The following is a 19,144-nucleotide window of genomic DNA, read 5'->3' as shown; positions in this document are numbered from 1 at the left end:
CCCTCCCCGTGGCGAAGACACCTCCCCCGCCAGACACCCGGAAGAACGTGCTGCTGCTGCCATATGACCGGCGCTACTGGGGTGGCCCGAACCATTTCCAGATCCCCGCGCATGGCAGGGTCTACAAGTTCGGCGAGGCCAAGTGCCGGTTCCGCAAGGCTTGGCAGGACACCCCACCCGAGCGCATCCTCGAGGGACGCTACCTCTACGGTGGGCCGCTCAAGGTACATTTCGGGCACATGCTCGTGGACACGATCGTGCGGCTCTACGCCTTTGACCCAGCCATACACCGCGGCGTGGTCTTTCCCAAGGTCGAAGGCTTCGCGGTGCAGGACTGGGTGCGCCAAATCATCGGCCTATTCGGCATCGACAAGCAGCAGCTATTCATCCTCGACCGCCCCACCCAGATCGAGGAGCTGGATTTCGCCCGCCCCGCCAGCGGGCTCGGTGAGGGACCGAAGCCTTGGTACCTGTCCTACCTGCGCCGGAAGGCCAAGGACTGGGCACTGCCTCGCCACAAGGTTCCCGAGGGCGGCTTCCCGAAGGACATCTTCCTTGGCCGCACGCATATCCTGCACAAGGGCAGCCTGATGGGCGAAAGCTGGATCGAGGAGGCGCTGAACAACAGCGGCTTTGCCTCTGTTACCCCCGAGAAGTACGGGATCCGGCAGCAGATGGCGATGCTGCGCAACGCCCGGCGCGTGGTCTTCACCGAGGGCAGCAGCGTCTACCCGATAGAGCTTCTCAACAGCAGCTCCGCCAGCTTCTACATGATCCCCCGGCGCCAGAACGGCGCCAACCTGTTCCGGCCCCACATCGAGCCGCGCGGCCCCTTTCATCAGCTGGGGGACGACATGAGCTTGCGTCGTTTGCCCAATTTCAAGGGCAAGATCACCGCGGATTCCGCCAGCGTGATCAGCCGACCCGAAACCATCCACGAGGCGATGGTACGGCTTGGCCTGGTGCCCGACACCCCGTTCGACGCGGAGGTGTTCGAGGCTGCGGTGCAGGCAGACGTGAGTGCCCACACCCGGGGTGATGCGAAGCGCGTCGAGGCACTGCTTGAGCAGATAAACAGGTAAAATTTTAGTTATATTGCAGGAAAATCACTTCCCTGCCCGAAAGTCTTCTTAAAGTCGCCACCTATCAGAAAAGCATTGTATCGAGGGCCCGGACCATCAAAGTTCGGACAAGATATTGTTACTGCTTTGCCATTGGGGACCAAAATGCCGACATACAGACTGACAACCTCTGACGATCTGATCATTGGGACCGCGGATGATGATATCGTCGAAGTCCCCTCGACCATCTCCAACATCGCCGGCAGCGACACAATCCAGACCGGGGCAGGTTTCGACACGCTGCTGTTCGAACGTCCCGCGCAGCTTGGCATCGGCATGGCCCGCTTGACCGGCCTTTCGGGCATCGACGCCATGGATGTCTCGGCAGCAACCGACGTCACCCTGACCGTCGACCACGGGCTTTTGCAGCAATCCGACAACGGTACCATGACCATCATCTTCGACGGTGATCCGCTGCGGCTCGACCTGCGCGGCATGACCTCCCCAATGAGCGGCTACATCCTGCAGGGCACCGGCACCGTCACCTTGGCCAACGCCCAGAGCCAGACCGTCCGCGTCGCCAACGGCAGCAACGGCACCGTGCTGGGCGGCAGCGGCGCCGATACCATCATCGGCGGCAACGGTCGCGACAATCTCACCGGCAACGACGGTAACGACGTGCTGCGCGGCAACGGCGGCAACGACACGCTGTCGGGCGGCGCAGGGCTCGACCTGCTGACCGGCGGCGGCGGCACCAACACCGCCACTGGCGGCGCCGGGTCCGACACCTTCGTCATCACCGGCGGCGAAACCCTGACCATCACCGATTTCGCAGCCTCCGATCCGTTTGAGCGCATCGACCTGCGCGCCGTGCCGGTCGCCGCCTTCGGCGACCTGACCATCACCCAGTCTGGCGCCGACGCCGTGATCACCATGGCCGGCGGAACCACCGTGCGCCTCACCGGTGTGCAGGCCTCGGCCCTGTCGGAGCTGAGCTTCGTCTTCCCCGGCGACGACGTGCAAACCCTGGCCGAAGCCCTCGGCCCCTTGGCGGACTTCTCCTTCACCGATCAGGCAGACGATTTCACCGGCACCTCTGGTGACGACATCTTCGAGATCTCCGGAAACTTCCTGAAGCTCTCCGAGGAAGACAATTTTGACGGCGGTGCCGGCACCGACGTGCTGCGCGTCGACGGCGCCGACCGCCCGATCTCGATGCAGCGTCTCGCGGGGATGAACTCGGTCGAGGTGATCGACCTGTCCGGCGCCACCGGCACCCATTCCATCACCGCCGACCGCGCCATGCTTTCCCAGTCGAGCAGCGGCCAGATGCTGTTCAAGATCGGCGCCTCCTCGACCTACCTCGACGCCTCCGATGCCGAGACCCCGGACGACATCACCGTCGAGGGCACCGGCCTCGTCATGCTTCGTGACCAGCCCGGCCAGAAGGTGGCCGTCTCGGACGCGCTGCCCGGCAACGTGCTCGGCGGCATCAGCGGCGACAGCATCGTGGGCGGCTCGCGGGCCGACGTACTCGACGGAGCCCGCGGCGCCGACACCTTGGTGTCGGGCGGCGGTGACGATACGCTGACCGGCGGTGACGGCACCGACAGCTTCGTGCTGAGCAATGTGCCTGGCAGCCGCGCCACCATCACCGACTTCGACACCGAGAACCTGCTCGAGGTCATCGACCTGCGGGCCTTCACCGGTCTGAGCGATATCTCCGACCTCACCATAACCGACACCGCCACCGGCGCCCGTGTCACCGGCGGCAACCTGCACGTCACCCTCGAAGGCGTCACCGCCTCCGAGCTGGACGCCAGCAGCTTCCGCTTCAACGGCGACCCGGTGCAGACGGTCTTCCACGTCGACAGCTCCATGTCGCTGACCGCGCTGCAGGACCTGCTCGATGCGGCCCCCGCCGGATCGACTATCCACCTCGCCGCGGGCACTTACCACGTAACCGAGCGTCTCAAGATCGAGCGTGACGACATCTCGCTGATCGGTGCCGGCGAGGGCAAGACCATCTTTCTCACCGAGATCCCCGTCGAGGAAGCTTCGCCTACCATCGTGGTGCAGCCCGGCGGCGACATCACCGACCCGATCGGCCTGCTGGCCGGCAACGCCTCCGCCGGCGGCTTCACCGTGACACTGCCCGACGGGCACGGTCTGACCGCAGGCGACATCCTTTTCATCACCCAGGCCAATGACGCCGCCTTCCTCGAAGAGACCAACAACACCGGCTGGGAAGCGCCCGAAGGGCCCAACGTGAACCTACGCGAGCAGTACAGCCGCATCGTCTCGATCGACGGCAACACCGTGACCCTTGCCGAGCCGGTGGCCTACGACTTCGCCGGCGGCGTCGCCGAGGTTGCGGTGGCCGACTTCCTCTCCGGGGTGCACCTCGAGGGCTTCACCATTCGCGGCACATGGGGTCAGTCCGACCCCTATCTCTACGCCGACACGCTGGACGGCTGGCAGGCGATCGCCGCATTGGAACTGGACGGCGTCACCGACTCCACGCTCGAGAACATCACCATCGAGGAGCCTGCCTCGCACGCTTTCACCTTCCAGCGCAGCTACGGCGTGGAAGGTGACTCGCTGACCGCGATCGGCGCCCACAACAAGCTGGGTAGCTCGGGCTATCACTTTTACCTGCAGGAAAGCTTCGCCAACCACCTGACCGGCCTGGTTAGCATCGACGGGCGCCACGCGGTCCTGACCGCCAGTGCCCACGCTGAGCACTACAACCACGTCCAGGTCGACTTCACCAACCGCGACATCAACTACCACGGCAGCCCCGACGCCGGGAACGTGATCATCGTCGACGAGGCGATCTACGACTTCCCCGAGGGCAGCGATCCGCAGTGGGCCGGCATCCACACCGGCTTCTTCCCCGAACACCCCCGCTCCACCCCCGGTGCGAACACCAACGTCTTCCGCCTCGCACGCGGCAACGAGGACAGCGACTGGTTCATTGCCCATGACGACGGCGGCAACCTGGGCGGCGGCGCCGGAAACGACCTGCTTGTCGGCGGCCTGGGCAACGACACGCTGATCGGCGGCACCGGGCGCGACACGCTTGCGGGCGGCGCGGGCAGCGACCGGTTCGAGCGCAGCTTCGACGACAACAACGACGTCATCACCGACTTCGAGGCCGGCGCTGACGGCGACGTCCTGGTGCTGCATGGCTACGGCTACACTGACTTCTCGCAGCTCGCCCTGCAGCAAGATGGCGATGACACGCTCGTCTACTTCGGCCCCTCGGGCTACGTTCTGATGCTCGACACCAATGCCGCGGACCTCGTGCCGGGCAACTTCGACTTCGTGCCCGACAGCACCACACCCGGCCAGGCGATCCGGATGACCGCCAGCGACTTCTACGCGGTCGGCACCGACCGCGACGACAGCTTCGCGATCTTCCGCTCACAGCTGACCGACCCGACCATTCTGCACGGCGGGCTGGGCTTCGACACGCTGAACGTCAACGTGAGCTTCTTCACTGGCAATCTCGGCGAGACCCTGACCCTCACCGGAATCGACGCCATCGACCTCACCAGCGTCACCAACCTCAATCTGACCCTCTCGCGGGATATGGTGACCCAGTCGGACGACGACATCCTGCGGCTGTTCGTCGGTGACACCGGGCTGATGCTGCTCGATTCCGAGAACCTGCCCGAGGGCCAGACCCTGCTGATCGACGGCGCGCGCGAGATCCGCCTGCAGGGCGGCCGGGCGCACGCGATCCAGATCACCGACCGCGTCGGCGGCATGGTCGTGGGCGACGAGGAGGCCGACCGGATCCAAGGCGGCAACGGCAACGACAGCTTCTCCGGCGGAGCGGGGCGCGACACGATCGACGGCTGGTTCGGCGACGACACGCTCGACGGCGGCAGCGATGCGGACTTCCTGCGCGGCGGTCCAGACAGCGACACCTACTACGTCGACCACATCGGTGACCGCATCGCCGAAAGCGCTTGGGGCGGCACCGATCACGTCTATTCCAGCGTGAACTTCCGTCTCGGCATGGCCCATCTCGAGAACCTTACCCTCACTGGCACCGCCGAACGGGGCTGGGGCAACGGTCTGGGCAACCGCATGGTCGGCAACGACCGGAACAACTTCATGTTCGGCAATGCCGGCGAAGACACCATGTACGGCGGCGACGGCAATGACCGGCTCGAAGGCCAGGGCTTCGACGACCTGCTCTACGGCCAAACCGGGAACGACACGCTGGTTGGCGGGGGCGGCAACGATACGATGGATGGTGGCATCGGCGCTGACGTGATGAACGGTGGCCAGAACAGCGACACCTACTACGTCGACAACGCCGGGGACCGCGTTATCGAGCAATACAACCACCGCGGTGTCGACCACGTCCACAGCTCGGTCACCTTCAACATGCGGCAGGGCCACATCGAGATGCTGACCCTCATCGAGGGCGCGGACGACATCAACGGTTACGGCAACCACCTCAACAACACCATCACTGGCAATAGCAGCGCCAACCGCCTGCTCGGCGGCGATGGCCGCGACACGCTCGACGGCTGGTTCGGTGACGACACGCTCGACGGCGGCGACGGTGCCGACCTGATGCGCGCCGGCCCCGACAGCGACACCTACTACGTCGACCACATCGGCGACCGCATCATCGAAAGCGCCTGGGATGGCACCGATCACGTTTATTCCAGCGTGAACTTCCGTCTCGGCATGTCGCACCTCGAGAACCTCACCCTCACTGGCACGGCCGAACGGGGCTGGGGCAACGGTCTGGGCAACCGCATGGTCGGCAACGAGGAAAACAACTTCATGTTCGGAAATGCCGGCGAAGACACCATGTACGGCGGCGACGGCAACGACCGGCTCGAAGGCCAGGGCTTCGACGACCTGCTCTACGGCCAAACCGGGAACGACACGCTGGTTGGCGGGGGCGGCAACGACACGATGGATGGTGGCATCGGCGCTGACGTGATGAACGGTGGCCAGAACAGCGACACCTACTACGTCGACAACGTCGGGGACCGCGTCATCGAGCAGTACAACCACCGCGGCGTCGATCACGTGTACAGTTCGGTCGACTTCAACATGCGGCAGGGCCACATCGAGATGCTGACCCTGGTCGAGAGCGGCGGCAACATCGACGGCTTCGGCAACCACCTCAACAACACGATCACCGGCAACAGCGGCAACAACCGCCTTGTCGGCGCCGAGGGCCGCGACACGCTCGAAGGCGGGGCAGGGGCCGACCAGTTCGTCTTCAATACCACCCCGGACGCCGGGAATGTCGACACCATCCTCGACTTCACTCCGGGCGAGGACAGCATCCACCTCTCGCTGGGGATCTTCGGCGGGGCCGAGGCCGGCATGCTGTCCGACGGTGCCTTCGTCCTGGGCACCGAGGCGCAGGATGCCAACGACCGGGTCATCTACGACCAGGCCACCGGCCGGCTGTGGTACGACGCCAACGGCAGCGCCGCCGGCGGGCAGATGCTGTTCGCCGCTCTGGACAACGCAGCAGAGGTTTCCGCAAGCGACTTCCTGCATTTCTGATGACAACCAGAGGAGGAGCGTGCCATGCTCCTCCTCGTCACGGAAACCAGTTCGGAGCTGTCGCGCATGTTCGGTATCAGGAAACCACGGCTTGTCTCGTCACAACCCGCCCCGTCTCCTTCACCGTCGTCTTCGCCCAGCTCCCAGACCTTCGGAACACGCTACCCGCTGCGGACGGACGCCGTCGTCTGGCGCGGCCTTCCCGTGCTCGAGGGCACGAACCTCGTCACGTCCGGCCGGCGCTACGGCGGCTGGGTGCAGACCCTCAAGGGCGTGGCGACCCTTCCCACCGAATTCATCCTGCCACGGATCGAGGTGCCCTATCGCGCCGAGCTGCCCGCCTCGATGCAGGCCGCCGAGGCGCGCCACGCGACCGATCCCGCTGCAGCCGACGCCATCGCCGCCGAGCAGTGGGGCTACTACTTCTACCTCGGCGGCGGCAAGTCGACCCTCGATCGCTTCCCGAAGGCACGGGAGATCAACCGCGCCTCGTCCTCGCTGCGCATGCAGATGATCAACGAGGTGATCGAGGACGTGGTCGGCGCCGAGAAATCCGACATGAGCGTGCTCGACTTCGCCTGCAACTGGGGCGGCATGGCGATCGACATGGCGCATCGCGGTTTCCGAAGCGTCACCGCCTTCGACTTCAAGGAAGACAACATCCGCCGCGCCGGCATGCTCAATGCCTACATGGGCACGGACGTGCAGCTCGACGTGGCCAATGCCTACGACCTACCCGCTCACTACCAAGAAGGGTTCGACGTGGTGCTGAACCTGGGGCTGCTCTACCACGTCACCGACCCGGTGCGCCTGGTACAGCTCACCCACGCGCTCACCCGCAAGGTCGCCGTCTTCGACACGCTCTGCCACAAGGAGCCGTTCTCGGGCTTCATCACCGCATATCTAAACGAAGACCAGATAAAGCGCTCGGGCATGGGTGAGCAGCAGATCGAGTTGCACCCCACCTACCGTGGCCTGGTCGACCTGATCCATTTCGCCGGGTTCCGGAACCTAGTCGAGGTCGCACCGATCATCGGGCCCAAATACCCCGATCGGGAAAAGGAGCATTACTATGTCGGGCATCGCCGGACGATCATCGCCTTCAAATGATCTCACTTCTGTCTTGCTCGCACCCGTCTTGCTTGCATTAATCATATCCTAGGCAAGGCACTCGACAACCCCGCCCAGGCGGAACGCGACGGGCAGGAGGCACCGCATGGCACTGAGCTACCAGGAACAGTATCTTCTAGAGCTGATCAACGCGGCACGGCTCGATCCCGCCGGGATGGCAGGGGGGTTCGGCATCAACCTTAACGAGGGACTGACCCCGGGCACGATCAGCCCAGAGCCCAAGCAGGTCCTAGCACCGAACGAGCTGCTCGAAGACGCGGCCGTCGGGCACTCAGCATGGATGCTCAAGACCGACACATTCAGTCATACCGGCATCGGCAGCAGCAGCCCGCATGACCGAATGGACGCTGCCGGCTATCCATTCGTGCCGCCCTGGTCCAGTGGCGAGAACATCGCCTACCACAGCACCAACCAAAACCCCCGCGAGATCACCGCGCTGCTGCACGAGATGTTGTTCCGCAGCCCCGGCCACCGCGAGAACATCCTGCAGGGCGCCTTCTCCGAGATCGGGCTGGGCATGCTTGACGGCACCTTCACCCGCGACGGTAACGGCTACCATGTCACCATGCTGACTGAAAATTTTGCTGTCACCGCCGGCAGCGGGCTGTTCCTGACCGGTGTCGCCCACGAGGCCCGCGCCGACGGTAGCTTCGGCATCCCGGTTGAGGGCATCGGGATCGAGGTACAGGGCGGCGGCAGCGCCGTGACCACCGAAACCGGCGGCTATGCCATCGGCGGGCTGCAGAGCGGCCTGCTGTCTGTCACACTGCGCACCGGCGCGGGCGGACCCGTCAACTTGCAGGTGGCGCTGGACGGACAGAACGCCAAGCTCGACTTGGTGGACGGGAACGTGCTGAACGGCTCCGCCGACATGGTTCTGGGCGAAGGCGCCACCGACGCCCTGCTGCTCGGCATCGCAAATCTCGCGCTGAGGGGCAACGGAATGGCCAACCTGCTGACCGGCAACCGCGGCAACAACAGCATCGCCGGCGGCGCTGGCAACGACAGCCTGCATGGCGGCGAGGGCCACGACCTGCTCGCCGGAGAGGCCGGCCACGACCTGATGCTTGGAAACACCGGCAACGACACACTGCAGGGGGGCGCAGGCAACGACACGCTCTCGGGCGGAGTTGGCGACGACCAGCTGGTCGGCGGTCTCGGCGCCGACGACATGGCCGGCGGCACAGGCACCGACACGGCGGAATACTCGCAGCAGTCACGCGGGGTCCGGGTCGATCCGCGCTGGCCAGAGCTCAACACCGGCGCGGCCGCCGGCGACATGCTCTTCTCCATCGAGAATCTGCGCGGCGGCGTCGGCAACGACAACCTGCGTGGCGAGATCGGCGCGAACGAGCTCTGGGGCGAGGGTGGCAACGACTGGCTCTTCGGGCGCTGGGGTGACGACACGCTGCACGGCGGCGAGGGCGACGATGTGATGCGCGGCGGCAGCGGCGCCGACGTCCTGGACGGTGGGCCGGGTCGCGACGTGGCCGACTACCGGGATTCATACCCCGGGTTGCGCATTGACCTTGCCAACCCCACGGTGAACACCGGAATCGCCGCAGGCGACAGCTACATCGACGTCGAGGATCTTGCCGGCACGCTGCGCGACGACAACCTGCGCGGCGACCACCAAGACAATGGCATAAAGGGCCGTTCGGGCAACGACCAAGTCTTCGGCCGCGATGGCGACGACACGATCAACGGTGGCACTGGCGACGACTTGCTGACCGGCGGCAGCGGTGCGGACCAGTTCGTGTTCCACACGGGCGATGGGCAGGACACCATCACCGATTACGAGATCGGAAAGGACAGTCTGGCGCTCGACTTCGGGACCGATTACGGCGGCGGCGCCACCGCGCAGGCGCAGCTGATCGCCGATCACGCCAGCGTGGTGGCGGACGGCGTACTACTCTCCTTTGGCGGCGACGGCATTCTCCTTGCAGGGCTGTCCGGAACCGAGGAGCTAGCCAAGGACATCCTGTTCCTCTGAACCCTCCGCCCGCGCCGCTCTCAAGAATTTTCAAGATTTTCTGAAACCGCGGGAGCTGCGGCTCCGTGTCTATGACCGAGACCCACCGAACCAGGGAGGACGTCGTGGCTCATCTAGGTAGTTCTTTTACTTCTTTTGAAACATTCTTGTCCGGCGCGGACAGCTTCTTCGCCGCTGATCTCGTGGCGCTGAACAGCTCCGGCGTCAGCGGCACCGCGATCTTCGCGATCGAGGACAACGGCGACGGTACCGGCTATCTCAACGTCGCCGTGTCCGCATCCGGCTCCACCGCCAATCAGGCGCACATGCAGCACGTGCACGGCCTCTTCGACGAGGACGGAAACCCGATCGACTCGACTACCCCGACGCTGGCCAATGACGCCGACCGCGACGGCATGGTCGAGGTCTTCGAGGGGCTCGGCAGCTACGGCGACATCCTGCTGCCGCTCTCCAATTCCGATGGCTCGGCACCGATGTCGGACCCCTATGGCGGGCTGGCCTTCGTACAATCCTATGCCATCGACGACATGTCGAACTTCTTCAGCCCCGTGACCGGCACCCAGTACGATTTTGATGACTTGGCCGAGCTGGCCCTGCGCGAATACGTTCTGCACGGTGTTAACGTGCCGGAAGGCATCGGCACGGGCACCCCAAACGAGGTCGATGGCAGCGGCGGGTACACGTCCCTGCTTCCCGCGGCCGCGGCCGAGATCGAGAAGGTCAGCCAGGAAGAAGCCTTGCGCCTGCTCGAGGTAGCCCGCGAAGCGGCCCGGGTCACTGTGGCGCTTGGCGAGGGTGACGACCTATACGACGCCGGTGTAGGCGACGACACCATCCTTGCCGGGGCTGGCGACGATACCGTGACCGGTGGCGGCGACGACGACATGCTGCTCGGCGGTGCCGGTGACGACATGCTCGACGGCGGCGACGGCAGCGACATGATTGATGGCGGCATCGGCAATGACCTGCAGCGCGGTGGCTCGGGCGACGACGTTCTGGCCGGCGGTGACGGCGCCGACACCCTGCTGGGCGAAGCCGGCATGGACACGCTGATCGGCGATGACGGCAACGACGTACTGCGCGGCGGCGGCGATGACGACACGCTTACGGGCGGCGCCGGCGACGACAACCTCGGCGGCGGTGACGGCGATGACCGGATGATCGGTGGCATCGGAAACGACCTGATGAACGGCGATGACGGCAACGACAACATGTCCGGCGGCGCCGGCATGGACACGCTTTCGGGCGGGGCTGGCGACGACATACTCATGGGCGACGGCGGCAACGACAAGCTGATGGGCGGCAACGGCAATGATCTGCTGCGCGGTGGCGAGGGGATGGACTTCCTCAACGGTAGCGCCGGCATGGACACCCTTCTGGGCGACAACGGCGACGACCGTTTGCGCGGCGGTGCCGGAAATGACGCACTCAAGGGCGGCAATGGCAACGATGCGCTCTACGGCGACAACGGCGACGACATCATGCTCGGCGGAACCGGCAATGACCGGCTCTACGGCGGTGCCGGCACCGACAAGCTTGTCGGTGGTCTCGGCGATGACATGGCCTATGGCGGTGCCGGCCAGGACTACATCACCGGCAACGCGGGCAACGACACGATCGAGGCTGGCGCCGGTGACATCAACATCGCCAACGCCGCCGACGCGGGAGCTTCCGGCGCGCTCAGTGCAGCGGACTACGACAACACCTATGCCGGTGGTGCCGGGGACGACATGATCAGGGGCGGTGACGGGGACGACATCATCACCGGCGACGATGACAGCCGTGCCTCGACCGGGACCGGCGGCAGCTTCGATCTCGGGGCCGACGGGGCCGACACCATCTATGGCGGTGACGGCAACGACGAGATCCACACCGGTACCTGGGGCGATTCCGACGATGGCTTCGCCAATGTCCACACCGGGATGATGGGCGACGAGGCCCATGGCGGTGACGGCAACGACATCCTGCGCGGAGCCGGCGGCAATGACCGGCTGTTCGGCGATGCCGGCGACGACAATATCGGTGGCGGCGGCGGCGACGACCTGATCGTCGGTGGCGACGGCAACGACATGCTGATGGGCAATGCCGGCGACGACATCTTCGGCGGTCTGGCGGGCAACGACACGCTGACTGGCGGCGAGGGCGCGGACGAGTTCCACTTCGATGCCGGCACCGGCACCGATCAGATCACTGACTTCACCCAAGGCGAGGACGTGATCTCTCTGCTCGATGACGGTGCGATCAGCTTCGCCAACTCCACCACCAACGCGATGCGCGGCACGAGCGACCTCTCGGCGGCGGATTTCGATAGCGTGACCGGACTTGCCGGGCTCAATGCCGGCAACGATCAGCAGGTAGTCTATTCCACCGGTGGCACAGCCGAGCTCGCGGTCGGGGTTGGGGCGCAGGTCGAAGCCTATATTGCGGCCACCGATGGAACCGATAGCGCGCTCTACTACGACGATGACTGGTCGGACCTCGCAGGCCGCGAACTGGTCACCACGATCGACGGTCTCTCGAACGCCATGACGGTGTCGGATTTCGACGTCTACTAAGACCCTGTTTCAGCCAAAACAGCCCTGTCCGGAGAGATCCGGGCAGGGCTTTTGCGTGTTTCCGGCTTAGTCGAGGGCAAGGCCACCGTGATCTCGAAGCTCAGCCAGACCATGCGGCCGATCTTGACGAAGCTGCCCGAAGCGGTGATCGAGCCCCCGCTTGGCGCGGTGGTGGCGGCCGAGAGCCCGGGGTTCCAGCTGCCCTCGGCGTAACAGTCGAGCGTGTTGGCCTCGGCGACCGGCGCCGGCACCGCCGGAAAGCGCAGCCCGGCAGCGGGCAGCAGCGCGCCGCTCTCCGCGTCGATACGCAACCCCTCGCGCCAGGTACCACCATCGGCGCTCACCTTGACCGAGAAATCGTCGCTGCCCGCGAGGCCCATCTCGGCCCGCCCCGACCAGCCGCTCTGGAACAGCACTGAACTGGTATCGCCAGCCCCGGCCTTGTTCACGGTGAGCCGGTAATCGGCGCCGGCATGGCTCAGCAGAACCGCCTCCGAGGCGACTGCCAGCCGGTTCACCGAGTCTGCGGTGGCTCCGATGCCGAGCAGCGGCAAGTTCTGCAACTCCGGATCCGCTGCCAGGGGCAGCACCCAAGAGGCACCGTCATAGACCAGCAACTCCGCCGCCGCGCCATCCCAAGCGCGCCAGCCCGCCACAGGTTCTAGGAAGGCCCAGGCACCATCCGACCAGATGGCAATCTCGCCGTCATGCCCGGACCAGACGCCGGTGGGGCCATCCCCCAGCCCCCAGGCCTCGCCCTCGGTCGGCACCAGCGGGGGCGCAAGCGCGCCGATCCCGGCCAGCGTGAGCTGCACGAGACTGTCGAGCAGCCGCAGCGCTTCGTTGTGGGTGACATGTTTCTGGGCCTGCGAGGGCATCAGGTAGGGCAGGCCAAGACGGGGGGACTGAGATCCGGCATGAGAGACTCCGCTGTGACGCGCCAAGGCTGCGCTGCGAGGTCTGAACAGTTCGTCGCTTTAGCGGACAGGAGAGGCACGATTTCTTAGGATTTGCCGAACGCCCAGCCGCTCGGGTTCATCCTCGATTTCGAGCAAAGCATTGACGTTGTAAGCCCGACCGAGGCTTGCGCGCAGGTGATCACCTTCAACAGCCCCTCTGACCTCCCGCACAATCGTAGGGGGGGCCGCCTCGCCGCTTTATTCGCCAGATACCTCCGGCGCGCGACGATGCAGGTAGATGTGGACGGGAATGGCACGGCCGACATACGCTTCGCGACGGATGTCGTGCCGATTTCGGGGCCGGCGACTTCGAGCTCTGAGTACAGCCCCTGCGCCTGTCGGGGGCCGCGGGGGGTACAGGAAGATCAGGCCCACTTGGACATCCGGCAGCCGGGCTGCGCCCTCAGTCGGCGCCGAAGAGATCGCGAGTGAAGACCTTATCTGCCACGTCAGCCAAGTCCTCGGTCAGGCGATTGGCGACAATGAGGTCGGCCTCGGCCTTGAACGCCTCGAGATCGTTGACCACGCGGCTTCGGAAGAAATCGAGCTCGTCGAGCACGGGCTCGTGCACGATGACCTCGACGCCCTTCGCCTTGAGCCGCTTCATGATGCCCTGGATCGAGCTCTGGCGGAAATTGTCCGATCCCGCCTTCATCACCAGCCGGTAGATGCCCACCACCTTCGGGCCGCGCATCAGGATCTGGTCGGAGAGGAAATCCTTGCGGGTGCGGTTCGCATCCACGATGGCGCGGATCAGGTTCTGCGGCACGTGGCTGTAATTGGCCAGCAGCTGCTTGGTGTCCTTGGGCAGGCAGTAGCCGCCATAGCCGAAGGAGGGATTGTTGTAATGGCTGCCGATGCGCGGATCGAGGCTGATGCCCTCGATGATCTGGCGGCTGTCCATGCCGCCGGCCAGCGCGTAGCTGTCGAGCTCGTTGAAGAAGGCCACCCGCATGGCGAGATAGGTGTTGGCGAAGAGCTTGATCGCCTCGGCCTCGTCGGGATCGGTGAACAGCACCTCGACATCCTTCGAGACCGCACCCTCCAACAGCAGGTCGGCAAAGATCCGCGCCCGCTCCGAACGCTCGCCCACGATGATGCGCGAGGGGTGCAGGTTGTCGTAAAGCGCCCGGCCTTCGCGCAGGAACTCGGGGCTGAAGATCACTTGGTCGGTTTCCATCTCGCGCCGGATGTGGCGCACATAGCCCACCGGGATGGTGGATTTGATGACGATGGTGGCGCGCGGGTTCACCGCAACGACCTGCGCGATCACCGCTTCGACGCTGGAGGTGTCGAAGTAGTTGGTCTTGGGATCGTAGTTGGTCGGGGTCGCGACGATGACGTAATCGGCCTCGACATAGGCCTGTTCGGGGCTGGTGGTGGCACTCAAATCAAGGTCGCGGTTGGCGAGGAAGTCCTCGATCTCGGCATCGACGATCGGGCTCTTGCCGTCATTTACCAGTTCGACCCGCTCTTCGGAGACGTCGAGTGCCGTGACCGGGTGGCTCTGCGCCAGCAATACGGCGTTCGAAAGGCCGACGTAGCCCAAGCCTGCAACAGCAATTTTCATACGTAATATCCTCGCAGGATGTGTTTCTTCCGTACCCTGTCCGGGCTCATCCATCGGTATAAGCACTGTGCTCGCGCCACACAATCAGGTTGCCCAGAGACCCTTCGCACATCCGCGCACTGGACCTTTCCAAGTTGTCGGAGAAGCCTTTTTCGTCAAGCTTCGCAGTCTCTTGCGGCGCGCCTTTCACACATTGCCTTTCCAATAGGATAGAGGATTTGACGCAACCCAGTTTAGAATGGGTCGCAACAGAAATATATATATCTTATAATTTATATTATGATAATTCTGAACGCTATAGGCGCTTCCGACGGGATCGGACAAACACGTTTGCACCTCAGGCAACACCAAGCAGTTATTTCCCGCTTCGAAGTGGCCAAACAGCCCATCTTCGGCGGAGCTACAGGGTATTGAAACGAAAAAGGTTTCAGTACCTTGTGCGATAGCCTGAAGCTCTCGTTAATGCCGGAAAAACAGAGCCAGTTCTCATCCGTTTTCATCATCCCAGCACCAGTTCGCCGCCCACTCGGCTACGCAGCGTTGATTTCCCTCCCGCCCGGCACATGCTTCCCTTAGGGCTCTGGCCCATGCCACAGGAGGTCTTCCATGCCTGCACGCCGCAGCTTTCTCATGCGCCTGCTCTCGCTGCCGGCCGTCGGCGCAACCGCCACCGCCGCCAAGACTAGCAGTCACGACACCCACGGACCAAAGCTGTTCGAGGTGACCTATAACGGTTCTTCGGTGCAGCTTCTGGAGGACGCACGCTTCGGACGAGGCCTTGCCCCGGGCTGCCGGATCCGCTGCACAGACGGCGCCCTGCGCGAGGTGGCGCCCTTCGGTACCAGCCCGGACGAGACCACTCGCGCCGGGTTGGCCCTGTTCGAAGCCGGTCCCCAATTTTCCAGCCGTACTACGCTGGTCGGCGCGGTACAGCGGGGACAGGCCTGGCAGCCCGGCACCCGGCTACGCGCCGGAAACGAGGAGTACCTAGTACAGGCCAAGGCCCGCGACTTTCGCGACCTGCCCGGGATGGAGGCATTAGGTGAACTGCAGCCCGAGCACTTCGGCCTGCGCTCGCCGATCCGCGTGCCATCGGATTTCGACACGCTACAGGAGGTCTTCGACCGTTTCGGCGCGAACCGGACACGTCCCGTCGAGGTGGTGATAGAAGCCGGGCACCGGCCTACCAGCGGCTTCACGCTCGAGAACGGTGATTTCGGCAATTATCGCCTGCGCTCGGAAGACGTGGTGGTGATGCTGTCGGAGCGCACCGAAGAGACTGCGGTCTTTGCCGAGATGACCGCCTCCCGAGGCCCGTTCTGGGACATTCTCGTGGATGCCGGAGGGCGGGGTCGGGCCGGGGTTTCGTTGCGCAACAGCGTGCTAGAGGTCGCCACCGGCAAGGGCTACCGCAACACCGGCACGCATGGTGGCTCGGCGCCCTATGGGTGCAACTTCTTCGTCTACGGCGGCTCGAACCTCTACTGCGCGTCGGAGGTTCGGCGCGGTCGCACCGAAGGATTGGTGGCCTCCGGGGCGCCGGCCCGGGGAATCTGGGTCACCTTCAACAGCACCGCCGCCATTCCCGGGGCCGATCTAGGCGAATGCGGCAGCGACCTGTCATTCGGGATAGGCCATGCAGGGCTGTTCGTCTCGCGCGGATCGCAGGTACAGGCGGACAACGCGCGGTTTCGCGGCAGCATCCGCGGCATCCGATGCGCCCGCAGCCAGATCTCGGCGAAAGATGGCGATTTCACCGGCACCGGCCAGGCCATCGTCGCATTCGACAATGGAAGCGTGATTGCGTCGAGCGGGATATTCAACCGCTGCGGCACCTCCGATTTTCCGGTTCTGCAGGCCGGGATCACCGGCGACCGCCCCCAGGGCAAGGGGCTGATCACCGCCGAACACGGCAGTTTCAATAACACGGCCGGGGTCATCGCCAAGGTGTTCGGCGCCGGCGGCGAGATCAACATCGACAACGAGAGCAGCAACCTGCCGCTCGAGGGGCTGGAGCAGGTCTCGGGCAGGCTGCAGCTGAGGCTCGTGGCGCACGGGCTCTCGGACGGCGACCGCGTCACCCTGGCGGGTGTGCCCCGCGGCAGCGCGCTGAACGGGCTGTCCGGGGCGATCCGGGTGATCGACGAGGACCACGTCGCCCTGCCGGCCGACGGACCCCGTGCCGCCACCCCCTGGGAATTCGGCGGCCGCTTACTGACACAGGGTGCGCGCAACATCGCCGCCCCTGTCGCGCAGGTTGCCAACGGCGATGTCTTTGCCAACCGCAGCCGCTTCTCGGTGCGCCAGGGCGTCGACCTCCCTGCCCTGCTGCTCGCCGCCCGGGACGGAGCGATCCATGCCACCGGGCTGCGGCTGACCGGTTCGGGCACCGCGCGGAACGGGGCCCGAACCGACGAAAACGGCTTCATCAGTCTCTCTGCCGGGCAGCTTCACGGGTTCTCCGAGGCGCCGTTGCGCAATGCCGATTTCGGAGGCGCAATCTACTGCCGTGGCACGCGCTTCGATGAAGGATTCTCATACCCGCCGCTGATGACCCAGAGCTTTGCCAGCATGGGCACCGGGGCCCGCGACAGCCTCACCGACCCGGCTGCAGGAACAGTGGTATTTGATACCGGTCTTGGCACGCTGTGCGTCTTCGACGGCACCGGCTGGCGCCCGCTCGCCCTCGCTGGATGAGCTGTTCCCCCTGCCCTCTCAGTCCGTCCGGAGCCCGGGTAAACCGCCGGGCCTAACCCGAGCCAGGCGCCCGGTCCAGGCTGCGAGATAGAGCGCCGCAGTTCCGAGCCATGTCTCGCGCCGGATCCGCAGCCCGGCCAGCCCCAGGATGCGCTCGAACCGGGTGCCGTCCAGCGTGTCGAGAAAACCTTCAAGCGTGGCTCGGTTGTCCTCGGTTAGCAGGTGCCTAATCGGACCGAGAGCTGCCATGTTGTCCCGGATCCAGCCACGGTACTCTCCGCGCTGCACCACTCGCACCCGCTGCCAGCCGGCAAGCGCGCCACGGGCGTCGCCCATGGTGTTGGTACCGTGCTGGCGGTAGAGCACCCCTGGCTTCTCGTCGAGTCTAATCTCGGCTCCGGCGCCGCTCATGAGGAGATAGATCCACCAGTCCTGATAGGGGATCTCGGCCCCCTGCCCCGGCTCGCGCTGCGCGGCCCGGCGCACGAGGTCCAACGCCAGCGGGTTCAGAACCATGGTATTGCCTGCCACCACGTTCTGCACCAAGGCATTGCGGAACGAGACCCGCGGCGCGCGCCGCCGGGACAGCCGCCACCGCGTCAGGTCTGCACGCACGACCCAAGTACGGCTGCCGTAGAGCACCGGATACGCGTCGCCTGCCCCCTCGAGGTCGTCAAGCGCCCGCCGCAACCGGTGTGGCAACCACACGTCGTCCTGATCGCTGAGCGCCACCGGCCGGGCCGTGTTCAGCTCTGGATGACAGAGCATCGATAGAAAATTCGCTGCCACGCCCTTCTGAGGGCCATGAAAGAGCCTGATCTCGCGGGTGGGATGGCTGTCTCGGAAGCGCTGGAGCATCTCCCATGTGCCATCGCTGGAGCCGTCATCGCTGACCCAAAGCGCCCAGTCGACCCCTGCCTGCATCAGGAAAGAGGTCAGTTGCTCAGACAGATGCATAGCACCGTTCCGCGTGGCCATGAGGATCGTAAGGTCTGGCTCTGCCATGTCTGCGTGTCGTTCTAAGGCTGCGTCAGCGGGTGAGGATCTCGCGGTGAAACCGCCCGAGGAAGATTAGCGCCAGCGTGCCCAATACCAGACTCAGGCCGAAGACGTAGAGCGGGCTCACGTAGGGTGCGTCATAGCTGGTATAGAAGCCGCTACGCACCTGCCCGACGACGTGGATCAACGGGTTGTACCAAAGGATATCTCTTGCCGTATCCGGGATCGTGTCGAACAAATAGAAGATACAGGACATCAGCATCAGTGGCCGTGTGGCAATGCCCCAGATCTTCTGCCAGAGAGGGAACATCGAGGTCAGGAAACAGTTCATCAAACCGACTCCGAAACAGAGTGCCGCCACCATGGCATAGCCCAGCGCCACAGCTGGCAGGTCAACCACCGTTCGAGTTTCCCAGATCGTCCGAATGCCGCTGAAAACCAAGTAAGCAACCAGAATCTCGGTCGCAAAATTCAGAAGGAACCGCGCAAGGATGGCATCGATATAGGTAACGCTCGGGTAGACTAGCAGCGGCCGCGAGTAAAGGATAGCCTGCTGAACCTTACCGCTGACGGACTGGAAGGCAACGAAGGGCACCATGCCCGTTGCATAGAAGATCACGAAATTTTGC

General features: G+C 64.7%; 10 protein-coding genes. 6 read left to right on the top strand and 4 right to left on the bottom strand.

The features are described from left to right. Nucleotides 1-8 precede the first annotated feature (8 nt). From LCM15_RS21235 to LCM15_RS21205, 5 genes are all read left to right on the top strand, one after another. Entirely contained in the window at nucleotides 9-1,082 is a 1,074-nt protein-coding gene (locus LCM15_RS21235; protein WP_224859827.1) for a glycosyltransferase 61 family protein, read from the top strand. Between the two features lie 144 nt (nucleotides 1,083-1,226). After that, nucleotides 1,227-6,611 (top strand): hypothetical protein, encoded by a 5,385-nt coding sequence (locus LCM15_RS22810; RefSeq protein WP_263619753.1) that lies wholly within the window; start codon nucleotides 1,227-1,229, stop codon nucleotides 6,609-6,611. Nucleotides 6,612-6,635: 24 nt separating this feature from the next. Beyond that, the gene (locus tag LCM15_RS21215; RefSeq protein WP_224859826.1) at nucleotides 6,636-7,721 is read left to right on the top strand and encodes a class I SAM-dependent methyltransferase; all 1,086 of its coding nucleotides are present in this window, start codon (nucleotides 6,636-6,638) and stop codon (nucleotides 7,719-7,721) included. A 106-nt stretch (nucleotides 7,722-7,827) separates the two neighbouring features. Continuing rightward, complete coding sequence (locus LCM15_RS21210; protein WP_224859825.1) at nucleotides 7,828-9,735, top strand: CAP domain-containing protein; 1,908 nt, start codon at nucleotides 7,828-7,830, stop codon at nucleotides 9,733-9,735. 146 nt (nucleotides 9,736-9,881) lie between these two features. Next, the gene (locus LCM15_RS21205; RefSeq protein WP_224859824.1) at nucleotides 9,882-12,290 is read left to right on the top strand and encodes a calcium-binding protein; all 2,409 of its coding nucleotides are present in this window, start codon (nucleotides 9,882-9,884) and stop codon (nucleotides 12,288-12,290) included. Here the strand turns inward: LCM15_RS21205 and LCM15_RS21200 are convergent. Both LCM15_RS21200 and LCM15_RS21195 read right to left on the bottom strand, forming a co-directional pair. Further along, nucleotides 12,287-13,168, bottom strand: a complete 882-nt coding sequence (locus tag LCM15_RS21200; RefSeq protein WP_224859823.1) for a DUF2793 domain-containing protein — start codon at nucleotides 13,166-13,168, stop codon at nucleotides 12,287-12,289. The genes LCM15_RS21205 and LCM15_RS21200 overlap by 4 nt on opposite strands. Before the next feature lie 484 nt (nucleotides 13,169-13,652). Next, nucleotides 13,653-14,819, bottom strand: a complete 1,167-nt coding sequence (locus LCM15_RS21195; RefSeq protein ID WP_224859822.1) for a nucleotide sugar dehydrogenase — start codon at nucleotides 14,817-14,819, stop codon at nucleotides 13,653-13,655. A 606-nt stretch (nucleotides 14,820-15,425) separates the two neighbouring features. Between LCM15_RS21195 and LCM15_RS21190 the strand changes: the two genes are divergently transcribed. Then, entirely contained in the window at nucleotides 15,426-17,516 is a 2,091-nt protein-coding gene (locus LCM15_RS21190; RefSeq protein WP_224859821.1) for a hypothetical protein, read from the top strand. An 18-nt stretch (nucleotides 17,517-17,534) separates the two neighbouring features. Here the strand turns inward: LCM15_RS21190 and LCM15_RS21185 are convergent, their stop codons facing one another. Both LCM15_RS21185 and LCM15_RS21180 read right to left on the bottom strand, forming a co-directional pair. Beyond that, nucleotides 17,535-18,494 (bottom strand): glycosyltransferase, encoded by a 960-nt coding sequence (locus LCM15_RS21185; RefSeq protein WP_412103312.1) that lies wholly within the window; start codon nucleotides 18,492-18,494, stop codon nucleotides 17,535-17,537. A 52-nt stretch (nucleotides 18,495-18,546) separates the two neighbouring features. After that, nucleotides 18,547-19,144 (bottom strand): ABC transporter permease (locus LCM15_RS21180; protein WP_224859819.1); only part of this gene is annotated, 598 nt, incomplete at its 5' end.

Origin of the sequence: Salipiger bermudensis (assembly GCF_020171625.1) — a bacterium.
GTDB lineage: Bacteria > Pseudomonadota > Alphaproteobacteria > Rhodobacterales > Rhodobacteraceae > Salipiger > Salipiger bermudensis_B.
The sequence above is the reverse complement of the archived record's forward strand: the minus strand, read 5'-3'. Positions and strand labels throughout refer to the sequence as shown.